Here is a 16,019-nt window from a genome sequence, read left to right as displayed (position 1 = left end):
CTGAAGAATACTGCATCCCTCCGCGCGTAGCGCCATTCTCGGCGCCATGAACGATCTAGCCACCCTCGCCCGCCTGATTGAAAACCTCATACGCTTTGGCGTTGTCGCCGAAGTCCAGATGAAGCCTCCGCGCGTGCGTGTGAAAACCGGTGAACTGACTACCACCTGGCTGCCATGGCTGGCCCTGCGTGCCGGATCCGCCAAGGAATGGGACCCACCCACCGCCGGCGAGCAGGTCCTGCTGATCAGCCCCTCCGGTCAGCTGGGCAACGGCGTAGCCTTGACCGGCCTGTTCAGCGACAGCGCCCCGGCCAACGGTGACCGCGCTGGGCTCCACCGTCGTACCTACAGCGACGGCACGGTGATCGAGTACGACAGCGTCGCCCACCACCTGAACGCCACCCTGGCCCCGGGCGGTACCACCAACTTAGTCAGCGACGGCGGCATCACTATCGTCGGGCCAATCACCCACCAGGGCGACTACACCCAGACCGGCAATCAGTCCGTAACCGGCAAGGTCACCGTTTCAGAAGACGTTGTCGCGGCCGGCATCAGCCTGGTCAAACACCTGCATGGCGGCGTGCTGCCTGGTGGCGCCAAGACGGGAGTACCGGAATGAACAGAGAAACCGGCGCCGCCCTCAGCACCGAAGAACATATCGTCCAGTCCTGCACCGATATCCTGACCACGCGCCTCGGTACCCGGGTGATGCGCCGTGAATACGGCAGCGTCCTGGCCGAGCTGGTGGACCACCCGTTCAACGACGCGACCCGCCTGCGCGCTTACGCGGCCACCGTGATGGCCCTGATGCGTTGGGAGCCACGGATTACCCTGAGCCGGGTGCAATTCGTTGGCGCGACGCTTCAGGGCCAGTCGGTGATGGACATTGAATGCAGCCGCGTTGATACCAACGAGCCGTTGAGCCTGAGCGTTCCGCTGCAACTGGGGGGCAGCGTATGAGCACCTTTGTCGCTATCGACCTGGGCCAGCTGCCGGCGCCGCAGATCGTCGAGCAGATCGACTACGAGCAGATCCTCGCCGAACGCAAGGCCTACGCCATCAGCCTCTGGCCCGTGGAGGAGCAAGCCGAGATCGCCGCCCGCCTGGCGCTGGAATCCGAGCCGCTGACCAAGCTGCTGCAGGAGAACGCCTACCGGGAAACCATCTGGCGCCAGCGAGTCAATGAGGCCTCTGTCGCCAACATGCTGGCCCTGGCCAAGAACTCCGACCTGGACAACCTCACGGCAAACTACAACGTCGCCCGTCTGGTGGTGCAGGAAGCCAACCCCGCGGCCGTGCCACCGATTGCCCGCGTCATGGAGAACGATGACAGCCTACGCGAGCGAGCCCAGATGGCCTGGGAAGGCCTGAGCACCGCGGGGCCGCGCAACAGCTACATCTTTCACGCGCGCTCCGCAGATGGCCAGGTTGCCGACGCTACGGCAGAAAGCCCGGCGCCGGCCGAGGCAGTGATCACTGTGCAATCCCTGCTCGGCGACGGTACGGCCTCGCCTGCCCTACTCGCGGCGGTCAAGACCTACCTCAGCGACGACGACCGCCGGCCCGTCGCCGACCGGCTGACCGTCCAGGGCGCCGAGATCATCAATTACCAGGTCAAGGCCACGCTCTACATGCTGAGCAACGGCCCTGAAAACGAGTTGGCGCTCGCTGCCGCGCAGGCGAGCCTCCGGGCATTTGTGCACCAGCGCCGGCGCCTCGGCCTGGAAGTGTCCGAATCTGTGGTGCATGCCCGGCTGCACGTCGAAGGCGTGCGCAAAGTCGTGCTGCAGGACTGGGTGGATATTGTTGCAACGCCCTATCAGGCGCCGTTCTGCACAGCCATCACACTGGCGCTGGGGGGTGAATGATGACCGACCAGCCCCTACTGCCGCGCAATTCCACGCCGCTGGAACGTCAGGCCGCCCAGGCCCTGGCCCAGATCCAGCGCGTACCGATTCCGTTGCGTCAGTTGTACAACCCGGATCTGTGCCCGGCTCATTTGCTGCCGTACCTGGCATGGGCCTTCTCTGTAGATCGCTGGTCCAGCCAGTGGACGGAGGCAGCCAAGCGTGCCGCGATCCGTGCGGCGTACTACATCCACTCACGCAAGGGCACCATCGGCGCCCTGCGCCGGGTGGTGGAGCCGCTGGGTTATCTGATCGAGGTCGTCGAGTGGTGGCAGAAGGTGCCCAACGGGCCGAGGGCGACCTTTGCACTCAAGGTCGGCGTGCTAGATACCGGCATCACCGAAGAGATGTACCAGGAACTGACCTGGCTGATCGACGATGCCAAGCCCCTCACCCGCCACCTGATCGGCCTCGATATCACCCTTGAAACCCGCCTGAACGCCTACACCGGCGTCGCCGTCTTCGACGGTGACGAGATCGACGCCTACCCCTGGACCAACCCGGACCTCGACATCGTGATCCAGGGCTATAGCGGCGTCAGCGAATACACCCTCGACGAACTGGACGTATACCCCCATGGTTAATCAGAACTCCATTTTCGGCGGCATGCTCACCAGCCTCGGCGCTGCCAAGAAAACCAACTGCGACGCCCTGGGCATCCCCTGGGAGCCCAGCTACATGCTCATCGGTGACGCCAATGACACCGACCCGGTGCCAAGCCCTGGGCAAACGCAGCTGATCCGCCAGGTCTACCGCGCACCACTCAATGCGCTGTATGTCTCGCCGACCGATGACAAGGTGCTGATTGCCGAACTGGTGCTACCACCAGAAGTCGGCGGCTGGTGGATTCGAGAGCTGGCGATCGAGGACAAGGACGGCGTGTTCTGTGCGGTCGCCAACGTGGCACCCAGCTACAAGCCGTTGCTCGCCCAGGGCTCGGGGCGGAATCAGGTCGTGCGGATGCACATCATCACGAACGGCACCTCCAACATTCAGTTGAAAATTGACCCGAGCGTCGTCCTGGCAACGCGCTCCTTTGTCGAGCAGCGCATTCTGGAAGAGCTGAACAAGCAGGACTTCAAGCATTCGGTGCTGGTGGCAACCTCTGGAGCTATCGCCCTTAGCGGCCTGCAGATGATCGACTCGGTGGCCCTGGCCGCCGGCAACCGTGTCCTGGTCAAGAACCAGGCCCAGGCTAAGGATAACGGGCTGTACGTTGCAGCTGCGGGAGCCTGGTCGCGAACTCAGGATGCCGATACCAGCCTTGAAGTTACCCCCGGGCTGTTTGTTCACGTTGAGAAAGGCGCAGCCAATGGCGACAGCGTCTGGCAGTTGGTGACCGATGCGCCAATTGTGCTTGGTACCACGGACCTGGCCTTTGAGATGGTGGCCGGCCACACAGGCGTAAATGCTGGGAGCTACACCAAGGTCACGGTTGATAAGTATGGCCGGGTGATCGCCGGTACCAGCCCGAACACGCTGGCCGGGCATGGCATTACCGATACCTACACCAAGCCAGAGATCGAGTCGATAATCGCCCAGGCGTCGTCTCTGCCGGTGGGCTCGATTGTGGCGTTTCCCAAGGGTAGTGTGCCGCCAGGATTCCTTGAGATGGATGGCAACTATAAGAGCATTGCAGCCTATCCAGATCTGGCGGCGTACCTGGGTACCACTTTCAATAAGGGCGACGAGGGCGCCGGTAACTTCCGGCTTCCAGAGTCGCGGGGTGAGTTCCTGCGAGGCTGGGACCATGGTCGTGGCGTGGATGCGGGCCGGGGGCTTGGCAGTTGGCAGGCGGATGAGTTCAAGTCTCATACCCACCGTGTTCAATACGGATCAAACCCTGGTAGTGGGCTTGGTTCTCCCGGGTATGTGTCAGCAGGTGCCTTGTCTTCAGTTGGCTTGGAAGCGACAGGAGGGGCAGAAACCCGGCCTCGCAACTTGGCTGTCATGTGGTGCATCAAGGCCTGGAACGCGCCCATAAATCAGGGAAACATTGACGTTGCAGCTCTGGCCTTGCTGGCGGCCCAGGCGACCGAAGTCAATCAGGGCACGGCTAAAGTTGCGACTCAGGTGCAGATGCTTGCAGACACTAATGACTCTGTGATTGTCACGCCAAAAAAACTCCGCCTTGGATTCGCGGCTAGTCTCACCGCCAATGGATACATTGCATTTCCGACGTGGCTTGGCGGTCTTGTCTTTCAGTGGGGTACGGGCGTCCTGCAGATTGGTGGAAACTCTGCAGCAGATGCACAGCTCATTTCGTTCCCAATATCGTTTCCGTCTGAATGCTTTGTTGTTATCGCTTCGACTGCGCACGCGGCGACAGGAAACTTTGACAGCATGGTTCAGACTCACTCGGAAACAAAGGATGGTTTCAGAGCGTTTTGCAATCTATTCAATAGCGGCGGGACGGGGAGCGTAACTCCCAAGTACTTTGCAGTCGGCCGATAAAATTTTGGGGTAGTGGCATGAACAGGTTCTATAGCAAGACGACTCAAACAACTTACTTGCAGGGGCTGCATACAGCGATTCCAGCTGACGCGGTTGAAATTCCCGAAGCGCTCTATCTATCGGTGATCGCTAACCCTGCCCCAGGGATGGTCCGTGCGCACGATGACAAGGGGCTGCCGTATCTGATCGATGCGCCCGAAGTGGTGCTGGATCCGGTAACCCAGGAACGCCAGTGGCGAGACGCCGAGCTGGCGTCGGTGATGTGGCTACGCGAGCGTCACCGTGACCAGCTCGAAATAGGCGCGGCTACCACGCTGACAGGTGATCAGTTCAACGAGCTGCTGTTGTACATGCAGGCCCTGCGCGACTGGCCACAGTCGGCGAACTTTCCCAATATCCAGCACCGCCCCACTGCGCCAGAGTGGATTGCGGAGCAAGTCGAGTAACCCGGCTCCGCACCCTCTCCCTGTATCCCCCTCCCCTACAAACCTGCGCGCTCGCCGATCCGACGCGCGCGCGGCAGCCTGTGCACTGTCACCCCATTCACTGCGCAGGCAAAACCCATGGCCGATTATCTTCACGGCGTGCGGGTCCTCGAACTCAACGACGGCACCCGCCCCATTCGCACCATCCCCACCGCTGTTATCGGCCTGGTTTGCACTGCCGACGACGCTGATCCGCTGGCATTTCCGCTCGATACCCCGGTCCTGCTGACCAACGTTCAGACCGCGGTTGGCAAAGCCGGCACCAAGGGCACCCTGGGCGCCAGCCTGCAGGCCATTGCCGACCAGACCAAGCCCTACGTGATCGTGGTGCGGGTCAAGGAAGGCGAAACCGAAGCTGCGACCATCAGCGCCCTGATCGGCACCACCACCGCCGACGGCAAATACACCGGCATGAAAGCTCTGCTCGCGGCCAAAGCACGTGTCGGCCTGGTGCCACGCATCCTCGGCGTACCAGGCCTCGACAGCCAGCCGGTGGCGACGGCGCTGGTCTCGATCGGCCAGCAGTTGCGGGCTTTCTGCTACGTCAGTGCCCGGGACAGCAAGACCAAGGAAGAGGCCGTCGCCTACCGCGAGAACTTCGGCGCCCGCGAAGTCATGGTGATCTGGCCGGACTTCGAACACTGGGACACCACCGCCAACGCGACCACCAAAGCTTCCGCCGTCGCCCGCGCCCTGGGCCTGCGGGCGAAGATCGACCAGGAGGTCGGCTGGCACAAGACCCTGTCCAACGTCGCGGTCAACGGTGTTACCGGTATCAGCGCCGACGTGTTCTGGGACCTGCAGAACCCGGCAACCGACGCCAACTACCTCAACTCCAACGAGGTGACCACCCTGATCAACGAGGGCGGCTTCCGATTCTGGGGCAGCCGGACTTGCAGCGACGATCCGCTATTCGCCTTCGAGAACTACACCCGTACAGCGCAGATCCTCGCCGACACCATGGCCGAGGCGCACATGTGGGCCGTGGACAGGCCCATGACCCCGACCCTGGTGAAAGACATCATCAACGGCATCAACGCCAAGTTCCGCGAGCTGATCTCGGCCGGGTACCTGATCGGTGGCAACTGCTGGTACCAGGAAGACGCCAACGACAAGGACACCCTCAAGGCCGGCAAGTTGTTCATCGACTACGACTACACGCCGGTTCCACCACTGGAAGACCTCACCCTGCGGCAGCGGATCACCGACCGCTACCTGATGGACTTCGCCAGCAAGATCAACAGCTAACCAGGGGCTCCCCCGCGAAGGGAGTCACCCCGCGCCAGGACACCGGAGAACACCACCATGGCCATGCCTCGCAAACTGAAAAACCTCAACCTGTTCAACGACGGCAACAGCTACCTGGGCGTGGTCAAGTCGGTCACCCTGCCGCCCCTCGGCCGCAAGATGGAGTCCTACCGGGGCGGCGGCATGAACGGCTCGGTCAAGGCAGACCTGGGCTTCTCCGATGACGGCATCCAGTTCGAATGGAAAACCGGCGGCCTGGACCTGATCGCCCTGCGCCAGTTCGGCTCGGTGAATGCCTCCGGGATCATGTTGCGCTTCTCCGGCGCCTTTCAGCAGGACGACACCGGCGACATCAGCACCGTCGAGGTCGTGGTACGTGGCCGACACGAAACCATCGAGATGGGCGACGCCTCCCCCGGCGAAGACACTGAACACAGCATCACCACCACCTGCAGCTACTACAAGCTGACCGTGGACAACGAAGACATCATCGAAATCGACCTGCTCAACTTCATCGAGAAGGTCAACGGCGTCGACATGCTGGAGAAACAGCGCAACGCCATCGGCATCTAATTCCCTGCCGCTCTCGGGCCGAGAGCGGATAACACCGCAACCTGGAGCACTCAATGAACACCGACGACAACACCCAAGCCCCTGCCGAAATCGAAGACAACACCGTGGTCCTCGACACCCCGATCACCCGGGGCAAGACCACCATCGACACGATCACTCTGCGCAAACCCCAAGCTGGCGAGTTGCGCGGCGTGCACCTGGTCGAACTGCTGAACATGGACGTTGCCACCCTGATCAAGATCCTGCCGCGCATCAGCAGCCCAGGCATCACCGCCCCGGAAGCCGCAGCCATGGACCCTGCCGACCTGCTGGCCTGTGGCAGCAAGATCTCCGGTTTTTTGTTGCAGAAGTCGGTGAAGACGGAAGTATCCCTCGTTGCGTAGAGGACGCCATGGCCGATCTGGCCGTGGTTTTTCACTGGGCGCCGGCTGACATGGACCGGCTGGGCCTGCAGGAACTGATGGACTGGCGCGAGCGCGCCAGGGTGCGGAGTAGCGTCGATGGCAAATGATTTGAAACTGCGCGTGCTGCTCAATGCCATCGACAACACCACCGGTCCGCTCAAGCGCATCATGGGAGGCAGCAATAAGGCCGCCCACGCCTTAAAAGCCACCCGTGATCGCTTGAAGGAGCTCAACAGTCAGCAAAAGGACGTGAGCGCCTGGCGTACACAACGCGCAGCCGCCGAGCAGACGGAAAAAGCCCTTAGCGCAGCACGCACAAAGGTAAAGGCTCTGAGCCAGCAAATCAGCGCCGCCAGCGCGCCGACAAAAGCCCTGAGCAATGATTTCAAGCGCGCAGTGCGTGATGCCAGCAACCTGAAACAACAGCACCAGCAACAGAGCGCACAACTGCAAGCGCTGCGCAGCCGCCTGAGTGCCGCGGGTATCAGTACCAAGAACCTATCCAGTCATGAGCGCAATTTACGCAGCCAAATCGCTAGCGCAAACGCCAGCATCAGCGACCAGACGAACAGACTCAAACGACTCGCCGCCCAGCAAGAACGCCTTAAACGCGCCAAAGCCGCCTATGGCAAAGGTGTGCAGACGACTGCGTCCATGGCAGGCACCGGCATGGCCGCACGCGCCACCGGCATGTATGCCGGGGAGAAGCTGCGGACCATGCTCGGGGTCGGCTACGACTTTGACGCCATCATGTCATCCACCCAGGCTGTCACCCGTGTGGCCGATAAAAACAGCGAGGCCATGCAAGCCCTTCGGAACCAGGCCAGAACACTGCCGCTCAGTAGCAAATTTACCGACAGCCAAGTGGCTCAGGGTCAGTACTTTTTAGGGCGAACGGGTTACGACCCAAAGCAAATCCTGGGGGCTATGCCAGGGATGCTCAACTTGGCCGCAGCCGGTGATATGGAGCTTGGAGAAACCGCTGATATCGCCTCAAACATTCAGACCGCGATGGGTATTCCTGCTGAGCAAATGGGCAAGGTCGCCGACGTTTTGACTGCAGCGTTCACCCGTAACAACGTTGATATCCGCATGCTCGGGGAGTCGTTGAAGTACAGCGCCGGAGTAGGCCGCGAATACGGCCAAAGCCTTGAAACCGTAACCGCTGCTACTGCACTACTCGGCAACGCCGGAGTCCAGGGCAGCATGGCAGGCACTGCCATGCGGTCAGTTCTGACCCGCATAGGTACCTCCAAGGCTGTCGCCAAACTGGGAGTCAACACCCAGGACAAGTCCGGCAACATGCGGGACATGCTCGATATCCTTAAAGACATCAACGAAAAGACCAAGGGTATGGGCAACGTCCAACGTGGCGCAGTCTACAAGGATATTGCCGGCCAATACGCGGTCACCAGTTTTGGCACGCTGATGCGCTCAGTTGAAACCGGTCAGTTTCAAAGCATGCGCGGTAGCCTGAATAACTCCGAGGGCGAGGCTTCCCGAGTTGCACAGACTCAACTCGACAACCTCAAAGGCGATATGACCATGCTGCACGCCGCTCTTGAGAACATCTCAGTCGAACTGTTTGACAAAAACAGCCCCTGGCTGCGTGAGCTCGCCGCGGACCTAAGCAGCCTGCTGCACAGCGTCGGCGAGTTTCTTAAAGCGAACCCTGCCGTCAGCAAGGCCATCGTCATCACCGTCGGTGGATTTGCCCTCTTGATGACCACCCTGGGCAGCCTCACCATCGGGCTGGCCGGAATACTCGGCCCTATGATCGCCATGCGCTTTATGCTGGCTTCGGTAGGCATTCGTCTACCTGGCATCATCGGTTTGCTGAAACTCTTAGGTACCGGCGTTCGTCTGCTCTCCGGCATATTGATAGGCCCATTAATGGCCGGCTTGCGCATGGTTGGCATCGCCATGTGGGGTCTAGCCGCAAACCCGGTGGTACTGGCAATCGCTGCCGTTGTTGCCGTCCTCGCCGGCGCTGCCTACCTGATCTACAAGAACTGGGACGCGGTGAAAGCCTATGTCATCAGCCTCTGGAACGAGATCAAAGCCGGGTTTTCTGGCGGCATTGGCGGCATCGTGACCGTCCTGGCCAACTTCAGTCCCATCGGGATCATCTACCGGGCATTTGCCGAGGTCCTGAACTACCTGGGCCTCGATCTCCCGACCCAGTTCACCGAGTTCGGCAACATGATCGTCAATGGCCTGGTGAATGGCTTACTCGCCGGCATGGGCAAGGTGAAAGAGACCATCAGCGCGATCGGCGATTCAACCATTGGTTGGTTCAAGGAAAAGCTCGACATCCACAGCCCATCGCGGGTGTTCGCCGAACTCGGCGGCTTCACCATGGAAGGGCTGACCCAAGGGCTGCAGGCCGGCCAGAAAGGCGCGCTGAACGCGGTAACCAACCTCGGCCAGCAGCTCACCACGGCGGGCAGCCTGGGCCTGGGCGTTGCTGTCCTGCCCGGCCTCTCGGTCGATACCCGCGCGCCCATCAGCACAGCCGCTTCGACCACCTATGACAGCCACGACAACTACGAAATCAACATCCACCCCACGCCAGGCATGGACGCCTTGGCTATCGGCCGCGCCGTGCGGGCAGAACTTGCGCGCATTGAAAGCGAAAAAGGCGCCCGCAAGCGCAGCCAACTGTCCGACCTGGAGTAAATCGCCATGATGATGGCCTTGGGCATGTTCGTCTTCAGCCTTTCCACAGCCGCCTACCAGGAGCTGCAACGACAGACCGAGTGGAGGCACGTCAGCAATACCCGCATTGGCGCCGCTCCCGCCAGGCAGTTTGTGGGCCGAGGCGACGACTCGATCACCTTGCCGGGCGTCATCCTCCCCGAGTTGGCCGGGTCTGTACTGAGCCTCGACACCCTGCGACTGATGGCGAACACCGGCAAGGCCTGGCCCATGGTCGAAGGCAGCGGCCGGATCTACGGTTTGTGGGTGATCGAGAGCCTGAGCGAGACCAAGACGGTGTTTTTCCGTGACGGCACGCCGCGGCGCCTGGAGTTTACGCTCAATCTCAAGCGCATCGATGATGACCGGATAGACCTGATCGGCGCCGCCGGCAGCACTGGCGTGAGTATCTTGAGGATGCTGTTGTGATCGATGCCGCCCTCGCCCGGGTTACGGGCTTTATCGAAGACGCTGCCGACCGGTACCGCCGCGACGCCGCCTATGCTGTCCCGGCCTTCCGCATCACTGTAGATGGCAACGATATCGCCCAACTCATCAGCCCGCGCCTGATAAGTCTGCAATTGACCGACAACCGCGGCATTGAAGCCGATCAGCTCAGCATCACCCTGAGCGATCATGACGGGCTGCTGGCCATTCCGCCGAAGGGTGCCGTGGTCAGGCTTTGGCTGGGCTGGAGTGACACCGGACTGGTAGACAAGGGCACCTACACCGTCGACGAGACCGAGCACAGCGGCGCTCCGGACGTGCTCAGCATCCGGGCGCGCTCGGCCGATCTGCGTAAGGGGCTGAAAACCAAACGCGAGCGGAGCTGGAGCAACACCACCCTTGGCGATGTCCTGGGCGATATCGCCATCGGCAACGGTTTAACCGCCACCATTGCCGGCGCCCTGGACGGCCTGCCCATCCTGCAGTTGGACCAGGCCAACGAATCAGACGCCAACCTGATCAGCCGAGTCGGTGAAGAGTTCGACGCCGTGGTCACCGTCAAGGCTGGCTGCCTGCTGTGCATTCCGGCCGGTGGCGGCAAAACCGCCAGCGGCATGGAGCTCCCGCACATCACCCTCACCCGTGCCGACGGTGACCAGCACCGCTATCTGCAGGCCGACCGCGACAGCTACGACGGCGTGCGCGCCTATTTCTACGACGTGAACAGTGCCAAGAAACAAGAGGCCATCGCCGGCGGCGGTGACAACCTCAAGGATCTGCGTCACACCTTCAGCGACCGCCAGTCAGCACTACGGGCAGCCCGGGCCGAATTCAACCGCCTGCAACGTGGCAGCGCCACCTTGAGCTACACCCTGGCCGTGGGCCGGCCGGATCTGATCCCCGAGCTGACCTATACCCTGGAAGGCGTGAAGCCCGAGGTCGACGCGATTATCTGGTACGGCGGCAACGTACAGCACAGCCTCAGCGCTGACAGCGGCTACACCGTCAGCCTGGAGCTGGAAAGCAAGTTGCCCGAGGACACCGTCGAAGGGTTGGCAGAAGAGAACAAAGGGGATTACACAGGGATCATCGCCTACTACCGTGACAAGAAGACCGGTAAAGAGAAGACCATCACGGCCGGAGATCAGAGTAAGCCACGGCGGCTGAGGTGGTTGTATGCGAGCAAGACGACAGCAAAACGTGCGGTCGATAGAGAATGGGCCAGGATGCAATTATGATAAGCGCGTCGTAGTGCACCTAGCCCTATTGGAAAACTAATCTGCCACGACCCCCTGCGCTGTGTAATCTTGGTTCGCAGAAGCCAACTTTAGCATCGTGCTGGTATATTTTTCTCGGACATTCTTTTTAACATCTTCCGAGACATTCTTGTCCTTCATTATCTTTTTTTGGCTAGCCATATCTCTCTTCAATCTGGCCTTGTACTGAGTAAGCCCTTCAGGTTCGTCAATGCTATAGAAAAATTTAGCAACCAAGTAACCAATTACCGGAACCAACAAGGTAGTCGCACTAACCCAATATTGCGCATGTTCTGCTGGAAGCCACTTCATGCAACTTGCCGTTGCAAAAGTTCCAAGCCCAGCCGTAATAGAGGCCTGAAGTCCTTGAGGAGCAATCTTTGGAGAATCCTCCATTATGCACCTCCCTTTGCAGATTTTAGTTGATCTACCACATAAGCTGTTGTGTTAATGGTTTTTCTACCAACAACCAAACCATTACGCTTGTAGATAACAACTACTTTTCCAGTCGACACAAATCTATTGAGCAAATATCGAGTCAATATTCGCGACAACTTGAAAAAAATCGGCGCCAAAATTATTAAAGACAAATAATATAGCGCTTCAACAAGGTTAGGATTAATACTCATGAGAGCTCCTCACACTAGCCGGCGACCCTTATCCGCAAAGTGCTTAGTCACTTCAACGACGGTATATGAGTGTGTAGATCTAGTCTGTCTAAATACTGACTTAGTTTCAATAACCACTTCAAATAAGTCTTCTTTCGAAAAGGTTTGCTGATTCTGATTCACTTTAGCCATGAATTTTTCATCTGCCAGCTCTACAGCGTGCTCAACACCATCAGCAAGACGCACCCTCCAGCCACGTCCAGACTCGAAGTTAACTTGAACGAAATAGGCTGTAGTTTTTTCCTTGGTAACCTCTTCCGACTCCAGGGATCCTATGGGAAGAGGAGAAAAGTTATGAGCAGCACTTTCCTTTACTGAGAGAACAACATCTTCCCCTTCATCCAAAACTTTGAAAGTGGCATTTTTTTTGCCAGCAATTGGCGCTTGAATAACATTATGCAATGAATCCCTAACTTTCTTATCGACTGCAAGCTGAGCAACATACTTATTGCACTTTATTACTTCACCATCAACCTCTATACTTGCCACATCGGAATCAGCTTCAATCGTAACTTTCGCCACCTTACGGCTTTTTAGCTTTTTTACTACTTCGATAAGCGACCCACCGGCAATTGCACCACCAGCAGCAGAAAACCCTATATATCGAAGAACTTCAAGAGCAGCGGGGGTGGAAGCAAACAGTAAAAAATCAACAATTACGGAGCCTTCCCGAACAGGAGAAGAAACCTTAAGATCGACGTCAGCCCCCTTATTCATAAGAGCACTGGCTTCCGCAATTGCGCTATGAACCCCAAGTATAGACTTTGCGAGATCAAGTGCATCTATTTCATGATTTTTCAGATCACCATCATCCGCATCATACGAAACAGAAAACTTTTCCTGGACAACTTTAACCTTCGCCATCTCCCCCCCCTGCAAATACTCAGAAATATTTATTAAAGCAACTCTAACGTTATATCGGACATAGCCTAACCACTACGAAACCCAAACCGTAGCACCACCTATGATTTTTAATTTTTTATCACGCGCAGCAGTTAGAAACTGCTCAACCATCAATAAAGATCGAGGCAAGCAGGTATGAGATAAGAGACTGTAAACTAAAATTTTTTTGAACACGGATCACGCCCAATATCAGTTTTGGGCTGGCCGTTGGCAGACTCGCACCCCCTATTCCAGGCTAATGCGAGTGGATCAGCGGCTTCCCTGTCTGACTGATCCGTTCTTAATGGGTACAGATTATGCTGGCCGTTTGGTATCGGCAAGAGCTTCAGTCAATTCCTTGAGGCGCTGCTCGATATCCCTTATGCGTTTCTTTTCCTCAGCAGCGCTTTGTATCTCTCGTCTGTCGGTCTCTTCCAAGGAGCGAAATAGAGCCAGGATGGCATCTTCCTGCGCGTTAGTGACTGGCGATTCGGCGGTTGCGGCTGACACACCTCGCAACATTGCCCCCTCTCCCGTAAGCAACCAATCCAGAGAAACGCCTTCAGCCTCGCTTACGTTTACGCATAACGCATAAGGTATGGATTGCCGACTACGCCAGCTGCCGAGGGTCTGTCGATTCACCTCCAGCTTACGTGCCAACTCACTATCACTATCAACGGTGAATACCGTCATCAAGCGATCAAGAACGGCATCGAGAGACTTTTTCTGCATTTAGAATAAAAACCACTTGATTTATTTAAATAGAATAAATAGGCTTATGCGCAATGAGTACATATTAACCAACTAGGAACACATCAACCATGAGCCAAGCCATGGAAAAGCGCCAGATCCAGGCACGACTTATAGAGCGAGGCAGCAATTTCCGCCAATTCGCCCTCAGCCATGGCTACGAGGTGCGAACGGTGACGCAAGTAGTTCAACGTTGGGCGGGCCACAAAACGTTGCCTCGTGGACGACTGACCTTTCAGATTCTGCGGGACCTGTCCCAAGTGATCGGCAAAGAGGTTTTACCCGGAATCCTCGCTGATAACGACGAACAACCATCCGTACCGGCGCTGTAAATGCACAGTAGGGGCGATGACTCCAAGGAGAAACCAGAAGATGAAACGCCCGGTTCTAGTAACCAAACGACAGGTGATGAGCGCGGTGGTCTGCGATTACCCGGGTGGTCGTGAATGTGCAGCCGCACGTCTCGGCTACGAACTCAAGAAGTTCGACAACCACGTTTACGAGAACGCCGGCAGCCGGCCACTCAGCGATGAACAGATACACCTGCTGGAACAGGACTCCCGCACTACTCATTTACCCGAGTACATCGCCAGCCTCTACGGCGGCATGTTTGTGCCACTGGCCAAGCCCGAAACCCTGGACAACGTCGATCTCTACAGCCGCTCCGTGAATGCCGCCGCCAAGCGCGGCTATGTCGACCAGATCATCGCCAAGGCCCTGGACGACGGCGTTATCGAGCCTGGGGAGGCCGAGGCCATCCTAGCCGCACATCAGCGCTATATGTCGGCACGACATGCCGAGGTGCTGGCCACGATTCAACTACACAGCAAGGCAGGTGCACGTTGAAGACGGTAAGGCATCAGCCCTTTCCCAACTGGGATTTGATTTCCTTCAAAGCGGTAGACACATCGTCGACAGCGAAACGTATGTCTTGGCCCTTAATGGCCCGTCCGGGTTCGGAGCCAGTCAAAGTGGTGTGTGTTGCCTCTCGGAAGCCTTTCATGACTTTCAACAGAGCCTCACACCGCTCGTTCAATCGACGCTCCAGCTCTTCAACTGTCCTGTTTGGATGAATTGCCATGAATGATCTCCTTGAAAATGAACGTGAGAATCTGCTCCAGCTTCTGGCAAAAGCCCAGCAGCGGCTAGACACCCTAAAGGAAACCGTAAAGACGGCCAATGGAGGCCTTGCGGGTATGGATATCCGTATCGCAATTGGCGACGCCATCACACCGTTGAATGTTGCCTTCGAAATTGCCGAGCCCCTCTGAGCATGAGCACCTACAAGCTTGTCTGTCCGCACTGCCTCAGCCGCATGCGCATTCGCACCAGCGAGGGCACCCACATTTTCTTGCGGGTGGCCTACCTGCAGTGCACCAACGAGGCCTGTGGTTGGTCAGTACGCGCTGAATTCGAGATGACCCACGAGATGAGCCCCAGCGGTATGGCCAACCCATCCGTGCGCCTTCCGGTCGCCGACATCGCCTTACGCCGTGCGGCAATGAAGACCGCCCACGATCAACCCGATCTGCTCGACCAAATGGAAATGGAGTGTGCGCCATGAATCACGAACACCTGCCCCATGACTACCGCAGCAGCATGCAACGTGCAGCGTTTGCCTATCTGCAACGACATGAAGCGCAGTACCTGGTGGATTCCGACAGGCTCTACGACAACTGCGTCCGACACCTAACGACCGCCCTGGAAGTGCCGGTATTCATGGCTGAACAGCTGGTGCACAACGCCTGGACCGAGCTGCAGGTGATCCAGCAGCGCAAATGGATTGGTATCGACTGGGGCTCCAGTCCTGGTTGCAAGGTCGTGCATCTGATCGATACCCGGGCCGATCTGCGCTACCCAGTCCCGGCAAGGCTTCTGCCACAGACTCTGCTCACCCAGCGCGACTCTGCTCTCAAGCCTAACCCTCGATAACACCCTATTAAAACACCCCGCCCTGCCCCGTTTCCCGTGGGTTTGGGTGAGCTTTGCCCGAAATCTGAGGTGGACCATGGAAATCGACATCGCCATCACCGCAAAACTGCCCCGCGAACAGGCCGAAGCCCTGCTTCAAGCGCTCCGGGCTGACTACAGCGCCCAGTTCAATGAGCACTGGTATGACGATCGCTTTCGCATGATCCCCGAAGGCCTGCGGCACGGCTCGCTGCTCGTGGCCTTTCCGGTCATGGCTGCGCAAAAACGCCTGATTGGCGCCCTGAAACATAGTCTCGACGAAGCGAAGTAAGCCACG

At 58.3% G+C, this 16,019-nt stretch carries 24 protein-coding genes; 19 read left to right on the top strand and 5 right to left on the bottom strand.

Annotated features, from left to right (window positions below; translation table 11 throughout):
- Nucleotides 1–46 precede the first annotated feature (46 nt).
- From PLD_RS25285 to PLD_RS25225, 13 genes are all read left to right on the top strand, one after another.
- Entirely contained in the window at nucleotides 47–619 is a 573-nt protein-coding gene (locus PLD_RS25285) for a phage baseplate assembly protein V (RefSeq protein WP_159897437.1), read from the top strand.
- Complete coding sequence (locus PLD_RS25280; protein ID WP_159897436.1) at nucleotides 616–960, top strand: GPW/gp25 family protein; 345 nt, start codon at nucleotides 616–618, stop codon at nucleotides 958–960. Before PLD_RS25285 ends, PLD_RS25280 begins: the two co-directional genes overlap by 4 nt.
- A complete protein-coding gene (locus PLD_RS25275; protein ID WP_159897435.1) occupies nucleotides 957–1,868 on the top strand; it encodes a baseplate J/gp47 family protein in 912 nt (303 codons plus the stop codon). Before PLD_RS25280 ends, PLD_RS25275 begins: the two co-directional genes overlap by 4 nt.
- The gene (locus PLD_RS25270) at nucleotides 1,868–2,491 is read left to right on the top strand and encodes a phage tail protein I (protein WP_159898202.1); all 624 of its coding nucleotides are present in this window, start codon (nucleotides 1,868–1,870) and stop codon (nucleotides 2,489–2,491) included. Before PLD_RS25275 ends, PLD_RS25270 begins: the two co-directional genes overlap by 1 nt.
- Complete coding sequence (locus tag PLD_RS25265) at nucleotides 2,484–4,361, top strand: phage tail protein (protein WP_159897434.1); 1,878 nt, start codon at nucleotides 2,484–2,486, stop codon at nucleotides 4,359–4,361. The genes PLD_RS25270 and PLD_RS25265 overlap by 8 nt, the downstream gene beginning before the upstream one ends.
- Before the next feature lie 17 nt (nucleotides 4,362–4,378).
- Nucleotides 4,379–4,807 carry a phage tail assembly chaperone gene (locus tag PLD_RS25260; protein ID WP_159897433.1) on the top strand — a complete coding sequence of 143 codons (429 nt, stop codon included), beginning with the start codon at nucleotides 4,379–4,381 and terminating at the stop codon, nucleotides 4,805–4,807.
- 117 nt (nucleotides 4,808–4,924) lie between these two features.
- Entirely contained in the window at nucleotides 4,925–6,094 is a 1,170-nt protein-coding gene (locus PLD_RS25255) for a phage tail sheath protein (RefSeq protein WP_159897432.1), read from the top strand.
- Between the two features lie 57 nt (nucleotides 6,095–6,151).
- The gene (locus tag PLD_RS25250) at nucleotides 6,152–6,667 is read left to right on the top strand and encodes a phage major tail tube protein (RefSeq protein WP_159897431.1); all 516 of its coding nucleotides are present in this window, start codon (nucleotides 6,152–6,154) and stop codon (nucleotides 6,665–6,667) included.
- Between the two features lie 53 nt (nucleotides 6,668–6,720).
- Nucleotides 6,721–7,050: a phage tail assembly protein gene (locus PLD_RS25245; protein WP_159897430.1), complete on the top strand. Its 330-nt coding sequence runs from the start codon at nucleotides 6,721–6,723 to the stop codon at nucleotides 7,048–7,050.
- Nucleotides 7,051–7,058: 8 nt separating this feature from the next.
- Entirely contained in the window at nucleotides 7,059–7,178 is a 120-nt protein-coding gene (locus PLD_RS25240) for a GpE family phage tail protein (protein ID WP_159897429.1), read from the top strand.
- A complete protein-coding gene (locus tag PLD_RS25235; protein WP_159897428.1) occupies nucleotides 7,168–9,750 on the top strand; it encodes a phage tail tape measure protein in 2,583 nt (860 codons plus the stop codon). The genes PLD_RS25240 and PLD_RS25235 overlap by 11 nt, the downstream gene beginning before the upstream one ends.
- Nucleotides 9,751–9,756: 6 nt before the next feature.
- Nucleotides 9,757–10,197 carry a phage tail protein gene (locus PLD_RS25230; RefSeq protein WP_015634845.1) on the top strand — a complete coding sequence of 147 codons (441 nt, stop codon included), beginning with the start codon at nucleotides 9,757–9,759 and terminating at the stop codon, nucleotides 10,195–10,197.
- A complete protein-coding gene (locus PLD_RS25225) occupies nucleotides 10,194–11,453 on the top strand; it encodes a phage late control D family protein (RefSeq protein ID WP_159897427.1) in 1,260 nt (419 codons plus the stop codon). Before PLD_RS25230 ends, PLD_RS25225 begins: the two co-directional genes overlap by 4 nt.
- A gap of 36 nt (nucleotides 11,454–11,489) precedes the next feature.
- Here the strand turns inward: PLD_RS25225 and PLD_RS25220 are convergent, their stop codons facing one another.
- The 4 genes from PLD_RS25220 to PLD_RS25205 form a co-directional block, all read right to left on the bottom strand.
- Nucleotides 11,490–11,867 carry a hypothetical protein gene (locus PLD_RS25220; protein ID WP_159897426.1) on the bottom strand — a complete coding sequence of 126 codons (378 nt, stop codon included), beginning with the start codon at nucleotides 11,865–11,867 and terminating at the stop codon, nucleotides 11,490–11,492.
- The gene (locus PLD_RS25215; protein WP_159897425.1) at nucleotides 11,867–12,100 is read right to left on the bottom strand and encodes a hypothetical protein; all 234 of its coding nucleotides are present in this window, start codon (nucleotides 12,098–12,100) and stop codon (nucleotides 11,867–11,869) included. The genes PLD_RS25220 and PLD_RS25215 overlap by 1 nt, the downstream gene beginning before the upstream one ends.
- Nucleotides 12,101–12,109: 9 nt before the next feature.
- Nucleotides 12,110–13,003 carry a hypothetical protein gene (locus PLD_RS25210; RefSeq protein ID WP_159897424.1) on the bottom strand — a complete coding sequence of 298 codons (894 nt, stop codon included), beginning with the start codon at nucleotides 13,001–13,003 and terminating at the stop codon, nucleotides 12,110–12,112.
- Between the two features lie 333 nt (nucleotides 13,004–13,336).
- Nucleotides 13,337–13,753, bottom strand: coding sequence for a helix-turn-helix domain-containing protein (locus tag PLD_RS25205; protein WP_159897423.1), 417 nt, complete (start codon nucleotides 13,751–13,753; stop codon nucleotides 13,337–13,339).
- Nucleotides 13,754–13,854: 101 nt separating this feature from the next.
- Between PLD_RS25205 and PLD_RS25200 the strand changes: the two genes are divergently transcribed.
- Together PLD_RS25200 and PLD_RS25195 are read left to right on the top strand one after the other, a co-directional pair.
- Complete coding sequence (locus PLD_RS25200; RefSeq protein WP_159898201.1) at nucleotides 13,855–14,103, top strand: hypothetical protein; 249 nt, start codon at nucleotides 13,855–13,857, stop codon at nucleotides 14,101–14,103.
- A gap of 40 nt (nucleotides 14,104–14,143) precedes the next feature.
- Nucleotides 14,144–14,617, top strand: coding sequence for a YmfL family putative regulatory protein (locus PLD_RS25195; protein ID WP_159897422.1), 474 nt, complete (start codon nucleotides 14,144–14,146; stop codon nucleotides 14,615–14,617).
- Between the two features lie 13 nt (nucleotides 14,618–14,630).
- Here PLD_RS25195 and PLD_RS25190 read toward each other — a convergent pair whose 3' ends face one another.
- Entirely contained in the window at nucleotides 14,631–14,852 is a 222-nt protein-coding gene (locus PLD_RS25190) for a hypothetical protein (RefSeq protein ID WP_053157205.1), read from the bottom strand.
- Between PLD_RS25190 and PLD_RS25185 the strand changes: the two genes are divergently transcribed.
- From PLD_RS25185 to PLD_RS25170, 4 genes are all read left to right on the top strand, one after another.
- Nucleotides 14,851–15,042, top strand: a complete 192-nt coding sequence (locus tag PLD_RS25185) for a hypothetical protein (RefSeq protein WP_159897421.1) — start codon at nucleotides 14,851–14,853, stop codon at nucleotides 15,040–15,042. The two genes, PLD_RS25190 and PLD_RS25185, sit on opposite strands and share 2 nt — an antisense overlap.
- 2 nt (nucleotides 15,043–15,044) lie before the next feature.
- Nucleotides 15,045–15,335 (top strand): ogr/Delta-like zinc finger family protein, encoded by a 291-nt coding sequence (locus PLD_RS25180; RefSeq protein WP_159897420.1) that lies wholly within the window; start codon nucleotides 15,045–15,047, stop codon nucleotides 15,333–15,335.
- On the top strand, nucleotides 15,332–15,703 hold the full coding sequence (locus PLD_RS25175; protein ID WP_159897419.1) for a hypothetical protein: 372 nt from the start codon (nucleotides 15,332–15,334) through the stop codon (nucleotides 15,701–15,703). The genes PLD_RS25180 and PLD_RS25175 overlap by 4 nt, the downstream gene beginning before the upstream one ends.
- A 76-nt stretch (nucleotides 15,704–15,779) precedes the next feature.
- A complete protein-coding gene (locus tag PLD_RS25170; RefSeq protein ID WP_053149916.1) occupies nucleotides 15,780–16,013 on the top strand; it encodes a hypothetical protein in 234 nt (77 codons plus the stop codon).
- The last annotated feature ends 6 nt before the right edge of the window (nucleotides 16,014–16,019 follow it).

This window comes from Pseudomonas sp. LD120, from assembly GCF_009861525.1.
Taxonomy (GTDB): domain Bacteria; phylum Pseudomonadota; class Gammaproteobacteria; order Pseudomonadales; family Pseudomonadaceae; genus Aquipseudomonas.
The sequence above is the reverse complement of the archived record's forward strand: the minus strand, read 5'-3'. Positions and strand labels throughout refer to the sequence as shown.